The following is a 17,120-nucleotide window of genomic DNA, read 5'->3' as shown; positions in this document are numbered from 1 at the left end:
ATATCTAAAATTTTAAAAAAATCAATTGAAACCTATGAAATCTTTCAGTCTATTACTAGTGGGGCTCTTATTTTTTAGCTGCAATTCGCCAGCCCAAAAGAGCAACACTACCGAAAACAAAACTTTTGAAGTAACCAAGACCGATGCCGAATGGACGGCGCAGCTATCCCCGGAGGCGTATCAGGTCTTGCGCCATGAGGCTACAGAACCCGCTTTCTCAAGTCCGTTGAACGACAATCACCAAAAAGGAACTTATGTGTGCGCTGGTTGCGGCACGCCACTTTACGAAAGTGAACATAAGTTTGACAGTGGTACCGGCTGGCCAAGTTTTGATCGGGTGATTGAAGGAAATGTCGCATTTTCCACCGATAATAAACTTGGTTACACAAGAACGGAGGAGCACTGCGCTACCTGCGGCGGGCATTTGGGACACATGTTTAACGACGGTCCAAAGGAAACCACAGGAAAAAGACACTGTATTAACGGCGTGGCCTTAAAGTTTATACCAGACAATGGAGAATCCAAATAAATATCCCATTACAAAATCGGAAGCCGAATGGCGCGAGGAACTGGGCGAAAAGCGCTACCACATTCTTCGTGAGAAGGGTACCGAATTTCCCCGCACGGGGGAGTATAACCTGCATTTTGAAAACGGCACCTACGTTTGTGGCGCTTGCCATACCCCGCTTTTTACAAGCGAGAACAAGTTTGAAAGCAGCTGTGGCTGGCCTTCCTTTGACGATTCAATTGAAGGCGCAGTAGAATATGTGAAAGACACTTCGCACGGCATGCTTCGTACTGAAATTCTTTGTTCTAATTGCGGTAGCCATTTAGGGCATATCTTTAATGATGGCCCTACAGAAACGGGACAGCGGTATTGTGTGAATTCACTTTCACTTAATTTTCAAAAGAAATAAAGTTGAAAACCCAAAAAATAAAATTCCAAAGGAGCAATCTTTTGGAATTTTTTGTTTTTTGAATATTCATATTCGTAATTTATTTGGGATTTGAAATTTGTTATTTGGATTTTTTCCCTTTGGATTTCGTAAATTCGTTGCTTCAAAAGAAATACACTTAAAATTACATAATGAGTAAATACGACGTAATAGTTTTAGGAAGCGGTCCGGGCGGATATGTTACCGCCATTAGGGCTTCACAATTAGGTTTAAAGACCGCCATTATTGAAAAAGAAAGCCTTGGCGGCGTTTGTCTGAACTGGGGATGTATTCCTACCAAAGCACTTTTAAAGAGTGCCCAAGTCTTTGATTATCTGAAACACGCTGACAGTTACGGGCTAACCGTAAAGGAATTTGACAAGGACTTCGGAAAGGTTATCGAGCGAAGCCGCGGCGTAGCTGAGGGAATGAGCAAGGGCGTTCAGTTTTTGATGAAGAAGAACAAAATTGAAGTCATTAATGGTTTTGGAAAATTAAAACCCGGAAAAAAGGTAGATGTTGACGGAAAGGAATATTCCGCAGACCATATAATCATTGCAACTGGGGCGCGTTCCCGCGAACTGCCAAACCTAAAACAGGACGGCAAAAAAGTAATTGGCTACCGAGAGGCAATGACGCTAAAGAAACAGCCAAAAAGCATGATAGTTGTGGGCAGTGGCGCCATAGGCGTTGAGTTTGCCCATTTCTACAACTCTATGGGAACGGAAGTCACAATCGTTGAATTTTTGCCAAACCTAGTGCCTTTGGAAGATGAGGACGTTTCAAAACAATTTGAGCGTTCCTTCAAAAAAGCAGGAATTAAAGTGATGACCAATTCTTCCGTAGAAAAATTGGATACCTCTGGAAAACTGGTAAAAGCTACAGTAAAGACTTCAAAAGGCGAAGAAACGCTGGAAGCCGAAATTGTACTATCTGCAGTGGGAATCGCCTCAAACCTTGAAAATATAGGATTGGAGGAAGTTGGCATCGTTACCGATAAAGGAAAAATTATGGTAAATGATTGGTACCAAACCAATATTCCCGGCTACTATGCCATTGGCGATGTGGTTCCGGGTCCTGCCCTAGCCCACGTTGCTTCCGCAGAAGGAATAACCTGTGTGGAAAAAATTGCCGGTTTAAACGTAGAACCGATTGATTATGGAAACGTTCCGGGCTGTACTTATGCGAGTCCTGAAATAGCAAGTGTTGGAATGACCGAAAAGCAGGCCAAGGAAGCTGGATATGAACTGAAAGTTGGAAAATTCCCCTTCAGTGCGAGCGGAAAGGCAAGTGCTTCGGGTGAAAAGGACGGTTTTGTAAAAGTGATTTTTGATGCCAAATACGGCGAATGGCTGGGTTGCCATATGATTGGTGCCGGCGTAACCGATATGATTGCGGAAGCCGTGTTGGGAAGAAAACTTGAAACCACTGGCCACGAAGTATTAAAAGCGATCCACCCGCACCCTACTATGAGCGAGGCTGTGATGGAAGCGGTCGCCGATGCTTATGGGGAAGTGATTCACTTATAGACGTTAGACGTTAGACGTTAGACGTTAGACGTTAGACGTTAGACGTTAGACGTTAGACGTTAGACGTTAGACGTTAGAAAAATAAAAAAACCGCAATGTTGCGGTTTTTTTATTTGCCATATTTTAGGGAAATTTTTCGCTCATCGCTAATTCCTCTTCGCTTTATTTTAAAAAACTTTGCAAAGCCAACTCATAACTCTGCAAGCCAAAGCCAACAATTACCCCTTTCGCATTTGGCGAAATGTAGCTTTTGTGTCTAAAATCCTCTCTTGAAAAAGTGTTTGAAATATGTACTTCCACCACAGGCGTAGTTATTGCTTTAACAGCATCTGCGATGCCTACGGAAGTATGTGTATAAGCAGCGGCATTTAGAATTATCCCATCATAGTCATACCCTACTTCTTGGAGTTTATCTATCAGTTCCCCTTCAATATTTGATTGAAAATAGGAAAGTTCCTGGTTTGCGTATTTCGTTTTTAATTTTTCAAAAAAATCATTGAAGGTCTCGTTGCCGTAAATATCGTTCTCGCGCTTACCGAGCAGGTTCAGGTTTGGGCCGTTTATTATGATGATTTTCATTTTATAAATATAGAAAATATAAATTGCAGCAAAAGAAGGCGGTCAAAATTTACTTAAAAACAAAATAACCTACAGAAAGGCTAAAAACTCCATTTTTCAAATCGGAATCATCATATATACGTGTCAGGCCGCAAGTATATCGAGCTTGAAAGAAGAGATTTATGGGCAGCTTATATTGCGCTCCAAAATCTAGGCCGATATTTAGCGCTTCAACGTTTTCCAAATTTCTGTCCATCCCAGCAGTATCATCCCCAGCTTTCATTTTTACACGTTTCTTCACATTAAAACCAAATTGTGGTCCCCCCTGTAAACTTAATCCTCGGACAACTTTGTAATCTGCCAGTATCGGAAGGTTTATATAATCCATATAATATCTAAGGGTTTCATAGGAATAACGCTGGGTGGAATACAAAAGCTCGGGCTATACGGAAAACTTTTCAGTAATTCTAACCCGGCCGACCGCACCAATATGGTAATTGAAAATATTTACATAGTTTCTAGAATTGTCAGTGTTCAAAACAACAAAGTTAACACCTGTCTTTCCGCCTAAATTGAGGCTTTGTGCGTTACTTTGCGCAAAAAAAACAATAGCAAGTATAAAAAGAATATTTTTTATCATAGTAAACAGGATTTTCAATCAGTATTAAATATAATACTAATTCCCATTTGTTTTAAACGGCATTCTGTAAATAAAAAGCAGATACCTAGTCCCAACCATTTTATGAATATATAATTACAATCTAAAAAGAGAATCCCACAGAAAACTGTAATACCCCATTTCGTTGTTTATATCCATCAATATCCAAAGGGCCAAAATCAACGTCGTCGTCATCAGTAATATCTGTAAGACCAATCACATAACGTCCACTGAAAAATACCCCGTTGTTCAATCGATAAGATGTACCCAATCCAAAGCCAATATCTAACGTATTATAAAAATCCTTTACATCTTCCTCACCAGATATCTCTCCTCTAAAGCCGGACTCCTCGTATTCATTTTTAGCAGAAACTAAAATTCCAAATTGTGGGCCCGCCTCCACACTCAAACCTTCAATAATATAATATTTCGCCATAATGGGAATATTTATATAATCCAATTTTAATTTTTCCTTCCCGATCACCAAACTATCTCCAAAACTGTTATCATATTCAGATTTTGCACCTTGTCCGGAATATAAAAGTTCAGGTTGAATGGAAAATTTTTCGGAGATGGGAATTTCAACCAAACCACCTATGTGGAAGCTTGTACGCCCATCATAATTATCTGTAAAGTCCCCGCCTACCGAGGCGAAATTCACACCAGCTTTTGCACCTATCCGCAATTCCTGGGATTGGGCATTGCTAATAGTCATTACGGCAATTGCCACAAAAAGTAAGAGTTTTTTCATAATTAAAGATTTTAAAGGTTATCTCATTAAAGATAACTAAAACTTAAAAAAAACAAACAAAACTGAACATAAATAAAAAAAGCAGGAACCTTGCCCTGCTTTTTTGAAATATGAAAATTTGAAATTTAGAATGAATATCCCGCGGAAACTTGGAAAACGTTACTTTGATTTTTACCGGAATTGTAGGTCGTACCTAAAACTCTATATTCTTCATTTACATTCAACAATCCTTTGTTATAACGTAGGCTGAAGAAAACACCCATGTTCAATCGATATGAAGCTCCAATGCCAAATTGGGCATCAAAACTTCTATAATAATCTTTAGCATCACCATTTACCAAGTCGCCATTATTATCGTAATAGGTTCCTTCAGCATTAACCAAAACACCAAATACAGGTCCGGCCTCAGCACTTAAGCCTTCAATAACATAGAACTTTACCATTACAGGTACCCGAACAAAATCCAATTTTGTATCTTCTCCTAAAGTGCCGAAACTCCAATCCAAACCCTCTGAAGAGTACAATAATTCAGGCTGTATGGAAAATTTTCCCATCAAAGGAATTTCAACCAGACCACCAATGTGAAAACTTGTGCGTGAGCCAAGACTTCCTAAGCCACCATAGTAGCTATCACCTCCCAAAGAAGCGACGTTTAATCCAGCTTTCGCACCCATTCTGAATTCCTGCGATTGTACAGACGTTAATGTGAATAACATGACTGCAATAAAAAGTAAAAGTTTTTTCATAATGAATAAATTTTAAATTAATTAAAACGACAATATTGTCTCATTAAAAATACTAAAAGTTTTTAATACCCTGATGTTTCATATGTAACATTATGTAGAATAAATGTAACCAAAATTTCATCTCACAAAACTCTATGATTCTCATTATCAGCAATCCTAACATATTCTATGATATATTTTGTAAAAAAGCTCTTTGTACAACTATCGATAACAATTAAATCAAAAAACCGTCCCAAATTGGGACGGTTTTAGTTTTCAGAATTTTTTCACTTCAAAAATTAGAATGAATATCCAACAGATGCCTGCAGCACATTATTATGGATTTTATAGTCATCCTTATCGGCACCATCATTTACATTACCCAGTCCAAAATTATAACGAGCTCCGAAAAACAAACCCATAGGGAGTCTATAGGAAGCTCCGGCACCAAGTGAAACATCTATGGAGGAAAGGTCGTTTTCATTTAAATCGCCTTCGCCGCTATCTCCAAATGGACCTAAATCTCCGTCATATTCATATTTATCATTTACCAAAAATGCCACCTGTGGCCCGGCTTCCAGGGCAAGTCCTTCAACCAAATAAACCTTGGCCATAACTGGAACTTGAATATAATCTAATTTGGTAGTAACAGTATAATCATAAGGTACCCCTGCAAAGGAGCCCGAATCTTCATATTCTGCACCTTGTGCCGAATATAATATCTCTGGTTGGATGGCAAATCTTTCGCTTAAGGGGATTTCTACCAAACCACCAAGGTGGAAGGCCGTTCTGTGATCTGCGTTTTCCACATCACCCCCTAAGGTTGCCAAATTTACACCTCCCTTTGCACCTATACGTACTTCTTGGGCATTGGCAGAGGTAATACCAAACACTGCGATTGCAGCAATAATTACTAGCTTTTTCATATCTGTGATTTTTTTAGTTAACGGTTCAAATGAAACAATTATTCAGTGAATCGCCATGGTTTTTACCTTCTTTTAACGAAAAAAGCCTCGGTTTTAGGGGCTTTTTAGCAATTGGTCTTAAAAATTTTATAAGAAAACTGTCAAATTTCTATGATCTTCCGACCTTTTTGCATTGTTTATAAAAATGAATATCCTAAAGCAAGGGAGAACACACTATTTCTGTTTTTGCCATCAATATCTTTTGACACATCGGTTAAGCCAAAGTTATATCGTGCATCTAAACGCACTCCAAATGGAAAATCGTAACCCGCTCCCACTATTCCGGAAACATCTGTGGTTTCAGCTTCGGCAATATCTTCAAAAACACCAATTGAAATTTTGTCATCTACCACAAATCCAAACTGTGGTCCAGCTTGAATATTAAGCCCTTGAACCAAATAATATTTCAATACTACAGGAATATTCACATAGCTTAGATCAAATTCTCCTGCATCAAACTCCGCTCCCTGCTGTGAGTATAGTAAATCGGCTTGAATACCCACCTTATCCGTAAATTTCACACCGCCAAAAATACCCGCTTGAAAGCCCGTTTTGTTTGAAAGTCCGGAGGCATCCGAAATATTAGCAAAGTTGGCGCCCGCTTTAATTCCAAGATCTATTTCCTGCGAAAATGCGGTGGTTCCAATAAATAATGTAATGACTGCTACAATTAATTTTTTCATGATATTATTTTTTTTGAGGTTTCAATTAAAACGCAAAGATACCCTTAATGTTATGCCTAAAAATACATTTAGTTTTTTGTTAACTATTGTTTTTAGTAGTAATATAGCGGAATGAAGTGGCTTCAAGTTTTAAAGGATTATCAAAATTATCTCCGATTGGAACGTGGACTCTCCGAAAATTCCATCCTCAATTATTCATTGGACATAAAGAAACTTGCCCAATGGCTGAACACCAATAAAATCGAGATTTCGCCCGTAGATATTTCTGAGGAAATCTTGCAGGAGTTCATTTATGAGGTTGCAAAAAAAGTAAATCCCCGTACCCAAAGTCGATTGATTTCGGGGCTTAAAGGATTTTTTAATTACCTAATTTTTGAGGATTATCGAAAAACCAACCCACTAGAACTTATTGAAGCTCCAAAGTTAGGCCGAAAATTACCCGACACTTTGGCCGTGGAAGAAATAGATGCCATTATAAGTGCTATAGATTTGAGTTCGAAACAAGGCGAGCGCAACCGTGCCATTATTGAGACGCTTTACGGCTGCGGTCTGCGCGTTTCAGAACTTACCAGTCTTAAAATTTCAGATCTTTATTTTGAGGAAGGTTTCATTAAGGTTACCGGAAAAGGCGACAAGCAGCGTCTGGTACCAATTGGACCAACCACTGAAAAGTATATTAACATTTATAAGAAGGAGGTGCGCATTCACCAAAATATTCATCCCGCGGCTATGGATACGGTTTTCTTGAATCAACACGGAAGACCATTAACACGTGCAATGATCTTTACCATTGTAAAACGTTTAGCAGAAAAAGCAGGGATTCATAAGACCATTAGTCCGCACACCTTTCGCCATTCCTTTGCCACCCATTTGCTTGAAAACGGGGCCGATCTCCGCGCCATCCAGCAGATGCTAGGTCACGAGAGCATCACTACTACCGAAATTTATACACATATTGACCGTAGGCATTTAACCGAAATTATCAATCGGTTCCACCCGAGGAAATGAGCGTCTTAAAATTTTAATCTTGAAGAGCATAATTAAAGGCATACCTTTTTAAACTGTACCCAAAGACATATCCTAAAAATCACGCTCAAAAATATTTGTTTAAACCCTGCCAAGGTTAAATAAAAGCTAAACCAGCCATTTTTCTTTACAAAACACACATCCTTTTGTATTTTCAAAAGAGATTTTAAAAAACCAAAGAAACTATGAAAACATTAAAATTCACTAATGGAGATACAATGCACGCCATCGGTCTCGGAACCTGGAAATCTACGGGAGCCGACGTAAAGAAAGCTGTAAAGGATGCGCTTCACGCTGGATATAGACATATAGATACTGCGGCTGCCTATGGCAATGAAGAAGTGATAGGTGAAGCCCTATCGGAAATATTCGCAGAAGGAAAAATCTTTAGGGAAGATGTGTTTATAACGTCAAAATTATGGAACGATTCCCACGCCGAAGGTCAAGTTATCCCTGCCTTACAGGATTCCCTCAAAAAATTGCAATTGGACTATTTAGATCTTTATTTGATCCACTGGCCCGTAGCCTTTAGAAACGGTGTAGATTTCCCAAAAAAACCCGAAGACTATCTGACTCCCGAAGAAGCGCCCATAATCGAAACGTGGAAACAGATGGAAAAAGCAAAAAAGGACGGGCTGGCAAAGCATATTGGCGTGTCCAATTTCAGTGATGTAAAATTGAAGGAACTCATTGTGAAGGCCTCCGTAAAACCTGAAATGAACCAAGTGGAACTTCATCCTTTATTGCAACAGGATGATCTTCTGGCTTATTGTAAGTCGGAAAATGTATTGGTTACGGCCTATTCTCCCTTGGGATCCGGGGATCGGTCTGACAGTATGAAAGGAGAGAATGAACCCAACCTTTTGGAAATAGATACTATAAAAGATATTGCCAAAAAGCACAATGCCTCCGCAGGGCAAATCTTGATAAGTTGGCACAACCATCGGGGTAACGCCGCCATTCCGAAATCAACAAGCAAAGAACACATAAAAGAGAATTTTAAAGCTGCCTCAATAGAACTGGACGAGACCGATATGAAGGCCATTGCAAAGTTGGATGAACACTATCGTTTCATTACAGGTAAGTTCTTTGAAGAACCGAGCAAAGGATATAAGGATATTTATGATGAAAATTCACCAATTGTGGAAGGCGTAAAAAAAGGCATCCAAAAGGTGAAAAATCTTTTTTAGAGAATTTACTTGCTATAGATTAGAATATCAGATTAAAAAAAGCTCCAAAAGGAGCTTTTTTTAATTATAACAGTGAAGTTCCCCTTTCGGGGGTTAGTGAGCCTCTTATTTGGCAATATTCACGGCTCTTGTTTCCCGTATAACCGTAACTTTTACCTGCCCTGGATATGTCATATCTGTCTGAATTTTTTGTGAAATTTCAAAAGAGAGTTGCGCAGCTTTCTCATCGCTCACCTTCTCACTTTCTACCATTACTCGAAGCTCACGCCCCGCTTGGATGGCATACGCCTTATTCACACCGCCAAATCCGAACGCTATATCTTCCAGATCTTTCAATCGCTGGATGTAACTATCCAGTACTTGACGTCTCGCACCAGGTCTTGCGCCGCTGATAGCATCGCATACCTGTACGATTGGGGACAGCAGTCCCGTCATTTCAATTTCGTCGTGGTGGGCGCCTATTGCGTTGCAAACTTCAGGTTTTTCACCATATTTCTCTGCCCACTGCATTCCCAAAAGTGCGTGTGGCATCTCGGTCTCGGTTTCGGGAACTTTTCCTATATCGTGAAGCAGTCCAGCTCTTTTGGCCAGTTTTGCATTCAATCCTAATTCCGCAGCCATTACTCCGCAAAGCCTTGCAACCTCGCGCGAGTGGTGCAAAAGATTTTGGCCGTAGGACGAACGGTACTTCATACGCCCCACCGCTTTTATAAGTTCAGGATGCAAGCCGTGAATACCTAAATCGATAACGGTTCTTTTTCCCACTTCAATAATTTCCTCTTCAATTTGTTTGGTAGTTTTTTGAACAACCTCTTCAATACGTGCTGGGTGAATACGTCCATCGGTAACCAATTTGTGAAGGGACAAGCGCGCAATCTCTCTTCTTACGGAATCAAAACACGATAGAATAATAGCCTCCGGTGTATCGTCCACTATAATTTCAACACCTGTAGCAGCTTCAATGGCGCGGATGTTTCTACCCTCGCGGCCAATGATTCTACCCTTTACATCATCGCTTTCAAGATTGAAAACCGATACGCAGTTTTCTACGGCCTCTTCGGTCCCTATCCGCTGAATGGTGTTAATTATAATTTTTTTGGCTTCTTGCTGGGCAGTCATCTTGGCTTCTTCCATAGAGGACTGCACATAAGCCATCGCCTGCGTTTTGGCTTCATCCTTAAGACTTTCCATTAATTGGGTTTTGGCATCTTCAGCAGAAAGACTGCTGATTACCTCCAATTGCTCTACTTGACTTCGGTGAAGTTTATCTACTTCTGCCTGCTTTTTATCCAGAACTGAAATGCGCTCGTCATATTCAGCTTTTTTCTCTTCCAGTTCTGCATTTAATTTTTTGGATTTCGCAAGCTCACTGGAAACCTGTGATTCTTTATCGCGTGCCCTTTTTTCGGCTTCTGAAATCTTTTTGTCACGGTTGAGTATTACTTTCTCATGCTCCGATTTCAATTCCAGGAACTTTTCTTTTGCCTGGAGAATTTTATCTTTCTTTATCGTTTCGGCTTCAGATTTGGCCTCTTTCAGTATCGCCGAAGCGCTTTTTTTTGCTCTCGTTATAAGTTGGGATGCATTGTTGCGCTCCAATAGTTTTGCAATAAAAAAGCCAATCGCAATACCAACGATGGCACTAATTACAATAGGTATGATGTCCATTTTTCGTTGATTTATATGTATAAAAAAAGCCTACATCAATATTATTATTTTGAATAAACTCCTTAAAATGAATGTTTAGGGCTAACAAGCTGGTCAAGTATCCGCTCAAAGACGGCTCGCTTTTACAACTTCAACTCACCCTTTTTAAAGAATTCGTGTTGAGTTTACCAAAAATTAGTATTAATGTAGGCAGTAACCTTATTTAATTTAAAGAACGTTATAATACCTGCTCCTGCAGCAAACGGTCCAAAGCCTTTAGCCTTGTCTCTGTTTCCTGCGTATCACTGGAATTATCAATTTGCTTTTGCTCCACCTGAGCGGCAAACTGGAGGGCGCACATGGCCAAAACATCCTGTTTATCGCGTACGGCATAACTTTGCTCAAACTTCTTAATCATTTCTTCTATCTTTTTCGCCGCCGACCGCAATCCCTCTTCTTGGGAGGGGTTGATCGTTAAGGGATACACCCTGTCTGCAATTGATAGTTTTATTTTTAATGGTTCGGCCATTGTTATATTTTATTCGGAAAGTTGGTTTACGCAATGGTCAATTTCCCGAATGAGAGCGTTTATCTTGAGTTTAGTTTCTCGTTTATGCTGGTCGCTGCCAAGCATTGAATTTGCCATTTTTAATGAGTTACATTTTTCGGTCCAAGCTTCAATTTCATTTTCAAATTGCTGCTGTTTTGATTGTAAAACCTTAAGTTCTTCCTCTAATGCTGCGTTGGCCTGTTTTAATTTTTCGTGCCTTTTGAGCAGCTTGTCAATTCTATTTTCAAGAGAATCAACTATTTCAGAAAGATTACTCATTAAAATCTGTGTTCAATACTTCTTTCACAAAGTTAGCATACCATCGTTAATAAGCAAACAGTTTTCCATTATTTTTTGTATTATTGAAGAATAGTACAATAATCCAACTCTCCCCTCTTTTATAATAGTGTATTCTTATTTTTACCCTATGAAGAAAATTTTAGCAATGCTCCTGTTTTTTGGCGGGTGTGCGTTTGGACAGAACGACATTCCCACAGATTATTTTTCCAATCCGCTGGATATAAATTTGGTGCTTTCAGGCAATTTTGGTGAAATGCGGGCCAACCATTTCCACAGCGGGCTGGACCTAAAAACGGAACAGCGGGAAGGCCTGCCCGTCTATGCCCCCGCCGATGGCTATGTGAGCCGTATAAATGTTCAGCACTACGGCTACGGAAAAGCGCTCTATATTCTACATCCCAATGGCTACACTACCGTCTATGGACATTTGCGAAGCTTTGCCGGAGATATTGAGAAATATGTAAAAGATACCCAATATACCAAAGAAACTTTTGAAGTTGAGCTTTTTCCCGACAACACCCTACTTCCCGTTAAAAAAGGTGATTTGATTGCCTATACCGGCAATACAGGCGGTAGCGGTGGGCCACATTTGCATTTTGAAATACGCGATTCCGCACAACGCCCTATGAACCCGTTACTATTTGGAATAGAGATTCCCGATTCTAAGGAACCCATAGTAAGCGCGATATTCGCCTATCCCGTTGGCGAAGATGCACACGTAAACCAGAGCCAGAACCGCACAAAATTGCGGCTCATAAAACAACGCGACGGTAATTATAAAACCGAAGACATAAAGGCTTTTGGCAAGATGGGCTTCGGCATTACTACTTATGACCAGCAGGATGGTGCCTCCAATAAGAATGGCGCCTATAGAATTGAAACACGGTTTAATGGAACCAAGAAGTTTGAAGTGCTTTTCAATAAGTTTTCATTTTCTGAAACACGCTACCTGAACCGATATACCGATTACAATTATTATGAAACCAACAAAAGTATGGTCCAAAAGCTGTTCCGTGAAACCAACAACCCCTTGAGCATCATTACCGAGGAAGATGAAAACGGTTACATTACTGTCAAGGACAGCCTGCAGTCCATTTATACGGTAGAAGTGAACGATTTTAAAGGCAACAGAATGTATATTACCGTTCCCATTGAAGGCGCAAAGTTAGAAATCTTGGAACAAAAAAAGGTTGAAAAAACGGACGATTATATTTATGCAGACCACGCCACCTCAATTACCAAGGGCAAATGGAGCATTTATATTCCTGCCAACAGTTTATATGAGGACACCTATTTAGATATAAAGGATGAAGGCGACGTTTTGAAATTTCACGAAGATTTAATTCCCATACATAGCAATATTTCAATAACGGCAGATATTTCAACATACAATGAAGCCGATCGGGATAAACTCTATATTGGAAGATTGAACTATCGCGGACTCCCCTATTACAACTCCACCACCCGCAACGGAGACAAGCTTACTGCCAAGACGCCCACCTTTGGAAGTTACACTATAGCTTCAGACACGACTCCTCCTACCATAAAGCCCGTTAATTTTTCAGAAGGAAAATGGATAAGCAACCAGAATTTTCTAAAAGTGAAAATTACCGATGATCTTAGTGGTATAAGTTCGTACCGCGCCACCATCAACGAAAAATTCATTTTGATGGAATATGATTACAAAAAAGACGTTCTAACTTATAATTTCAATGATAATGTAAATCTGGAAACAGAGAATAATTTGAAAGTTATTGTTATAGATAATGTGGGAAATAGTGCTACATTTGAAGCAAAATTTTTCAGAAAACAACCCTAACCCTTGCTTTTGAAAACAATTAAACTACCGCTTACACTCCTATTCATTTTTTTCGCAACTGTTGTATTTGCCCAAAAGGCAACGATACGAGGAGTTATTTTGGACGAAAATAACATGCCGCTGTCTGGCGTAAATGTAACTTATGAAGATAACGGAACCATCTCAGACTTTAATGGTTACTATTTGTTGGAAATTCCTTCAGACCAAGAAGTTGTCGTAACATTTTCGCACGTAGGGCATAAAAATGCAACCCTTCGATTCAATTTAAGTCCGAATGAGGATTATGAATTGAACCCCGTACTGAAAATTGACGTGGAGCAAATTCCCGAAGTAGTCATCTCGGGCCGCGAAAACAAAAGAGTTAAAGGGGTAACGACCATTTCGCCAGAAGTAATCCGGAAAATGGTTGGTGCCAATGCCGGGGTTGAAAACCTATTAAAGTCCTTGCCCGGAGTAAGCGGCAATGACGAATTGAGCACCCAGTACGCCGTGCGGGGCGGAAATTATGACGAAAACCTGGTATATGTAAACGAGATAGAAGTGTACCGTCCGTTTTTAATACGGAGCGGGCAGCAGGAAGGACTTAGCTTCGTGAATAGCGAACTAACAAGCAATGTCGATTTTTCTGCGGGAGGTTTTCAGGCCAAATATGGCGATAAGCTTTCTTCGGTTCTGGATATTACCTATCGCCGACCCGTTGATTTTGGAGCGTCGGTAGACCTAAGTCTTCTTGGCGCCAGCGGCTCTGTGGAGGGTATCTCAAAAAACGGCCGGCTCTCGGGGATCTTGGGCATTCGCTATCGTGACAACAGCCTTTTTGTGGATGCAAAACAGACTGAGACCAATTATCGTCCCAAGTTTGCGGATGCACAGACCTACCTCACGTATAAATTCACCAATAAATTTGAATTGAGCTTTTTGGGCAATGTTTCCATAAACGAATACAATTACAGGCCTTTAACACGACAGACAAATTTTGGAACCATTACAGACCCCATTGCTCTCCTCGTATTTTATGAAGGTCGGGAGGAAGACCGGTACAATACCTATTTTGGCGCCTTAAAATCTACTTGGGTGGTTTCAGACAATTATACCGCAAAATTCATCGGTTCGCTTTACCAGACCACAGAGCAGGAATATTATGATATTCTTGCCGAATATCGTTTAGGCGAAGTGAATACAGAAATAGGCAGCGAAGATTTGGGCGAGGTAGAATTTACGCGTGGTATTGGCGGGCAATTGACACACGCGCGCAATGATCTGGATGCCCTGATTCTTAATGTAGAGCACAAGGGAAATCTTTCCCTTGAGGAAAACAATATCGAGTACGGCATAAAATACACCCGCGAGGACATACGCGATCGCGTACAGGAATATGAAATTATTGACTCGGCAGGGTTTTCCATCCGTCCGCCCATATTTCCGCCGAACAACCAACCTTACGAACCCGACATCTCGCCGATTGTACCCTATACAAACGTGCGTGCCCAAAATGACACCCAGATTGACCGTATTTCAGGATATGCGCAATGGAGCAGAAAGACCAACCTTGGCAACAGCGAACTATGGCTGAACGCAGGGGTGCGGGCACACAACTGGACGGTGAGCGGCAAAAACATAACAAGTACCACACAAACCGTTTTCAGTCCACGGGCGCAGGTGGCCCTAAAACCCGATTGGGAAATGGACATGCTCTTCCGTCTTTCGGGAGGAGCGTACCATCAGCCTCCGTTTTACAGGGAGTTGCGTGATTCTTCGGGTACCGTTCGCCCCGGTGTGAAAGCGCAGAAATCCATTCATATAGTCTTTGGAAATGATTACAGTTTTAAAATGTGGGACAGGGCGTTTAGGCTCAATTCAGAAATTTACTACAAGCACATGACCGATGTAAACCCCTATACGTTAGAAAACGTCCGCATTCGGTACCGTGCAACCAATAATGCCGTGGCTTATGCCTATGGGCTTGATTTGCGTCTGGCGGGCGAATTTGTTCCCGGCACGGAAAGCTGGTTGAGTTTTGGATATTTGAAAACTGAGGAAAACATCGACGATCGTGGCTATATTTTCCGCCCAACGGACCAACGGCTGAAATTTGGAATGCTCTTCCAGGATTATGTAAAAGTGATCCCTTCCCTAAAAATGTATCTCAATTTAACATACAATACTGGGCTTCCAGGTGGTTCGCCGAGCTATGCCGATCCTTACAAATATCAGGTGCGATTGCCAGACTACAAACGCGCCGATCTGGGCGTAAGTTATGTAATCGTGGACGACACCAAGTTACGGGACAGCGGCTGGTTAAAACCATTTAAGGAATTTACGGTAGGTGCCGAAATCTTCAACATTTTTGACGTACAAAACTCAATTACCAATACGTTTGTAAGAGATGTTTACACCAAGGTTCAATATGCAATCCCAAATTATCTTACGCCGCGTGTTTTCAACGTTCGGCTAACTGCGAAGTTTTAATTGATTCAAGATTTAAAATTCAAGATTCAAGATTGTGTAGGTTATCATTATTTAATGACGTAACCACGGATCGTGAATTAGCGAGTTTTCATTGCCTATTATTCAGAGTCATCAACTGGCAGAATAACTAACCAATCCCATTATCAATAAACTCCTTTAAAACATCCACCACATAATCTACTTCCTCCTTTTTATTGAAACTGGAAAAGGAAAAACGGATAGAAGGTTTGCTCAAATCCTCGTCGGAAAGAATTTCGTTCAAAACGTGAGATCCCCCCTCACTTCCGCTTTGGCAGGCGCTTCCCTTGGAGCAGGCTATTCCCTTTAAATCCAACTGAAACAAAAGCAACATCGCTTTTTCCGCAGAAATGGGCAAACAAACATTCAACAACGTATAGGTGCTGCGTTCGTTATCATCGCAGCCCCCGTTGAATTTTACGCCGGGAATGTTCGCAATAAGCTGTTCCTTAAAATATTCCTTTAGTTCGGTTATGTATTTGCGTTCCTTTTCGAGTTTGTGGTACGATAGTTTCAGGGCCTCCGCCATGCCCGCAATAGCATAAACAGCTTCGGTACCGGCACGCAGTCCGCGCTCCTGCTCGCCTCCGTGAATCAACGAACGCAATCCGGAGTTCTTTCTTATAAAAGCAAAGCCCGCGCCTTTCGGACCGTGAAATTTATGTGCAGCGGCAGTAGCGAAATCAATCGGGATTTCCTTAAAATCAAGTTCGAAATGCCCAACGGACTGCACGGTATCGCTATGGAAGAGTGCATTATGTTCCTTGCACATTAGCGCTACTTTTTTTAAGTCCAGCAGATTGCCTATTTCATTATTGACGTGCATTAAGCTAACTAAGGTTTTTTGCGAGGTATCCTTCAAAAGCTTTTCCAGGTGATCATAATCTACGTGGCCACATTCGTCCAGTTTTACAAAATCCAGCTGAATGTCATGCTCTTTTTGGAGCCACTCCAATGTATGTAAAACTGCGTGATGTTCTATTCGGCTGGATATAATACGTTTTACGCCCAGATCGCGAACGGCACTGCTAAGTATTAAATTATCCGCTTCGGTACCTCCGGAAGTAAAGATTATTTCACTTGCAGCCACATTAAAAAATTTGGCTATTTCCTTACGGGCATTCTCAAGTAATGATTTTGATGACCTTCCATAAGAATGTGTGGATGAAGGGTTTCCGTATTCTGTTTTTAAAACTTCGGTAATGCAGGTTATAACGTCGTCCCGCAGTTGTGTGGTTGCGGCACTATCAAAATATACTTTTTTCATTGGATAATATTTTTATAAAAATCGGCTGTA

Annotated in this window: 17 protein-coding genes and 1 other RNA gene; 7 read left to right on the top strand and 11 right to left on the bottom strand. The window is 40.7% G+C overall.

The window, feature by feature from the left end:
* The first annotated feature begins 34 nt into the window (after positions 1–34).
* From msrB (MB09_RS14385) to lpdA, 3 genes are all read left to right on the top strand, one after another.
* Positions 35–529, top strand: coding sequence for a peptide-methionine (R)-S-oxide reductase MsrB (gene msrB / locus MB09_RS14385; RefSeq protein ID WP_045081619.1), 495 nt, complete (start codon positions 35–37; stop codon positions 527–529).
* A complete protein-coding gene (gene msrB / locus MB09_RS14380) occupies positions 513–917 on the top strand; it encodes a peptide-methionine (R)-S-oxide reductase MsrB (protein ID WP_045081618.1) in 405 nt (134 codons plus the stop codon). Before msrB (MB09_RS14385) ends, msrB (MB09_RS14380) begins: the two co-directional genes overlap by 17 nt.
* A gap of 170 nt (positions 918–1,087) precedes the next feature.
* Positions 1,088–2,464: a dihydrolipoyl dehydrogenase gene (lpdA, locus tag MB09_RS14375; protein WP_045081617.1), complete on the top strand. Its 1,377-nt coding sequence runs from the start codon at positions 1,088–1,090 to the stop codon at positions 2,462–2,464.
* Between the two features lie 162 nt (positions 2,465–2,626).
* Here the strand turns inward: lpdA and aroQ are convergent, their stop codons facing one another.
* The 6 genes from aroQ to MB09_RS14340 all read right to left on the bottom strand — a co-directional run bounded on the left by aroQ (position 2,627) and on the right by MB09_RS14340 (position 6,804).
* The gene (aroQ, locus tag MB09_RS14370; protein WP_045081616.1) at positions 2,627–3,043 is read right to left on the bottom strand and encodes a type II 3-dehydroquinate dehydratase; all 417 of its coding nucleotides are present in this window, start codon (positions 3,041–3,043) and stop codon (positions 2,627–2,629) included.
* A 49-nt stretch (positions 3,044–3,092) separates the two neighbouring features.
* Positions 3,093–3,455, bottom strand: coding sequence for a porin family protein (locus MB09_RS14365; RefSeq protein WP_045081615.1), 363 nt, complete (start codon positions 3,453–3,455; stop codon positions 3,093–3,095).
* Between the two features lie 328 nt (positions 3,456–3,783).
* A complete protein-coding gene (locus tag MB09_RS14355) occupies positions 3,784–4,431 on the bottom strand; it encodes a porin family protein (RefSeq protein WP_045081613.1) in 648 nt (215 codons plus the stop codon).
* A 125-nt stretch (positions 4,432–4,556) separates the two neighbouring features.
* On the bottom strand, positions 4,557–5,177 hold the full coding sequence (locus MB09_RS14350; protein WP_045081612.1) for a porin family protein: 621 nt from the start codon (positions 5,175–5,177) through the stop codon (positions 4,557–4,559).
* A gap of 278 nt (positions 5,178–5,455) precedes the next feature.
* A complete protein-coding gene (locus MB09_RS14345; protein WP_045081611.1) occupies positions 5,456–6,082 on the bottom strand; it encodes a porin family protein in 627 nt (208 codons plus the stop codon).
* 176 nt (positions 6,083–6,258) lie between these two features.
* Positions 6,259–6,804 carry a porin family protein gene (locus MB09_RS14340; protein ID WP_045081610.1) on the bottom strand — a complete coding sequence of 182 codons (546 nt, stop codon included), beginning with the start codon at positions 6,802–6,804 and terminating at the stop codon, positions 6,259–6,261.
* A 111-nt stretch (positions 6,805–6,915) separates the two neighbouring features.
* Between MB09_RS14340 and xerD the strand changes: the two genes are divergently transcribed.
* On the top strand, positions 6,916–7,812 hold the full coding sequence (xerD, locus tag MB09_RS14335) for a site-specific tyrosine recombinase XerD (RefSeq protein WP_045081609.1): 897 nt from the start codon (positions 6,916–6,918) through the stop codon (positions 7,810–7,812).
* A 203-nt stretch (positions 7,813–8,015) separates the two neighbouring features.
* The gene (locus MB09_RS14330) at positions 8,016–9,020 is read left to right on the top strand and encodes an aldo/keto reductase (protein WP_045081608.1); all 1,005 of its coding nucleotides are present in this window, start codon (positions 8,016–8,018) and stop codon (positions 9,018–9,020) included.
* Between the two features lie 105 nt (positions 9,021–9,125).
* Here the strand turns inward: MB09_RS14330 and rny are convergent, their stop codons facing one another.
* From rny to MB09_RS14315, 4 genes are all read right to left on the bottom strand, one after another.
* On the bottom strand, positions 9,126–10,688 hold the full coding sequence (rny, locus tag MB09_RS14325) for a ribonuclease Y (RefSeq protein WP_045081607.1): 1,563 nt from the start codon (positions 10,686–10,688) through the stop codon (positions 9,126–9,128).
* Between the two features lie 55 nt (positions 10,689–10,743).
* Positions 10,744–10,852: non-coding RNA, 6S RNA (ssrS, locus tag MB09_RS15840), on the bottom strand.
* A gap of 53 nt (positions 10,853–10,905) precedes the next feature.
* The gene (locus MB09_RS14320) at positions 10,906–11,196 is read right to left on the bottom strand and encodes a cell division protein ZapA (protein WP_045081606.1); all 291 of its coding nucleotides are present in this window, start codon (positions 11,194–11,196) and stop codon (positions 10,906–10,908) included.
* Between the two features lie 9 nt (positions 11,197–11,205).
* The gene (locus MB09_RS14315; RefSeq protein WP_045081605.1) at positions 11,206–11,496 is read right to left on the bottom strand and encodes a hypothetical protein; all 291 of its coding nucleotides are present in this window, start codon (positions 11,494–11,496) and stop codon (positions 11,206–11,208) included.
* Positions 11,497–11,644: 148 nt separating this feature from the next.
* Here MB09_RS14315 and MB09_RS14310 point away from each other — a divergent pair, with 148 nt between their 5' ends.
* Both MB09_RS14310 and MB09_RS14305 read left to right on the top strand, forming a co-directional pair.
* Positions 11,645–13,336 (top strand): M23 family metallopeptidase, encoded by a 1,692-nt coding sequence (locus MB09_RS14310; protein ID WP_045081604.1) that lies wholly within the window; start codon positions 11,645–11,647, stop codon positions 13,334–13,336.
* Positions 13,337–13,345: 9 nt separating this feature from the next.
* A complete protein-coding gene (locus tag MB09_RS14305) occupies positions 13,346–15,805 on the top strand; it encodes a TonB-dependent receptor (protein ID WP_045081649.1) in 2,460 nt (819 codons plus the stop codon).
* 127 nt (positions 15,806–15,932) lie between these two features.
* Here the strand turns inward: MB09_RS14305 and MB09_RS14300 are convergent, their stop codons facing one another.
* Positions 15,933–17,090, bottom strand: coding sequence for a cysteine desulfurase family protein (locus MB09_RS14300; RefSeq protein ID WP_045081603.1), 1,158 nt, complete (start codon positions 17,088–17,090; stop codon positions 15,933–15,935).
* Positions 17,091–17,120 lie beyond the last annotated feature (30 nt).

Origin of the sequence: Aequorivita vladivostokensis (assembly GCF_000952855.1) — a bacterium.
GTDB classification, from domain to species: Bacteria; Bacteroidota; Bacteroidia; order Flavobacteriales; family Flavobacteriaceae; genus Aequorivita; species Aequorivita vladivostokensis.
Note: the sequence above shows the minus strand (reverse complement) of the source record. Positions and strands in the feature narration are given on the sequence as shown.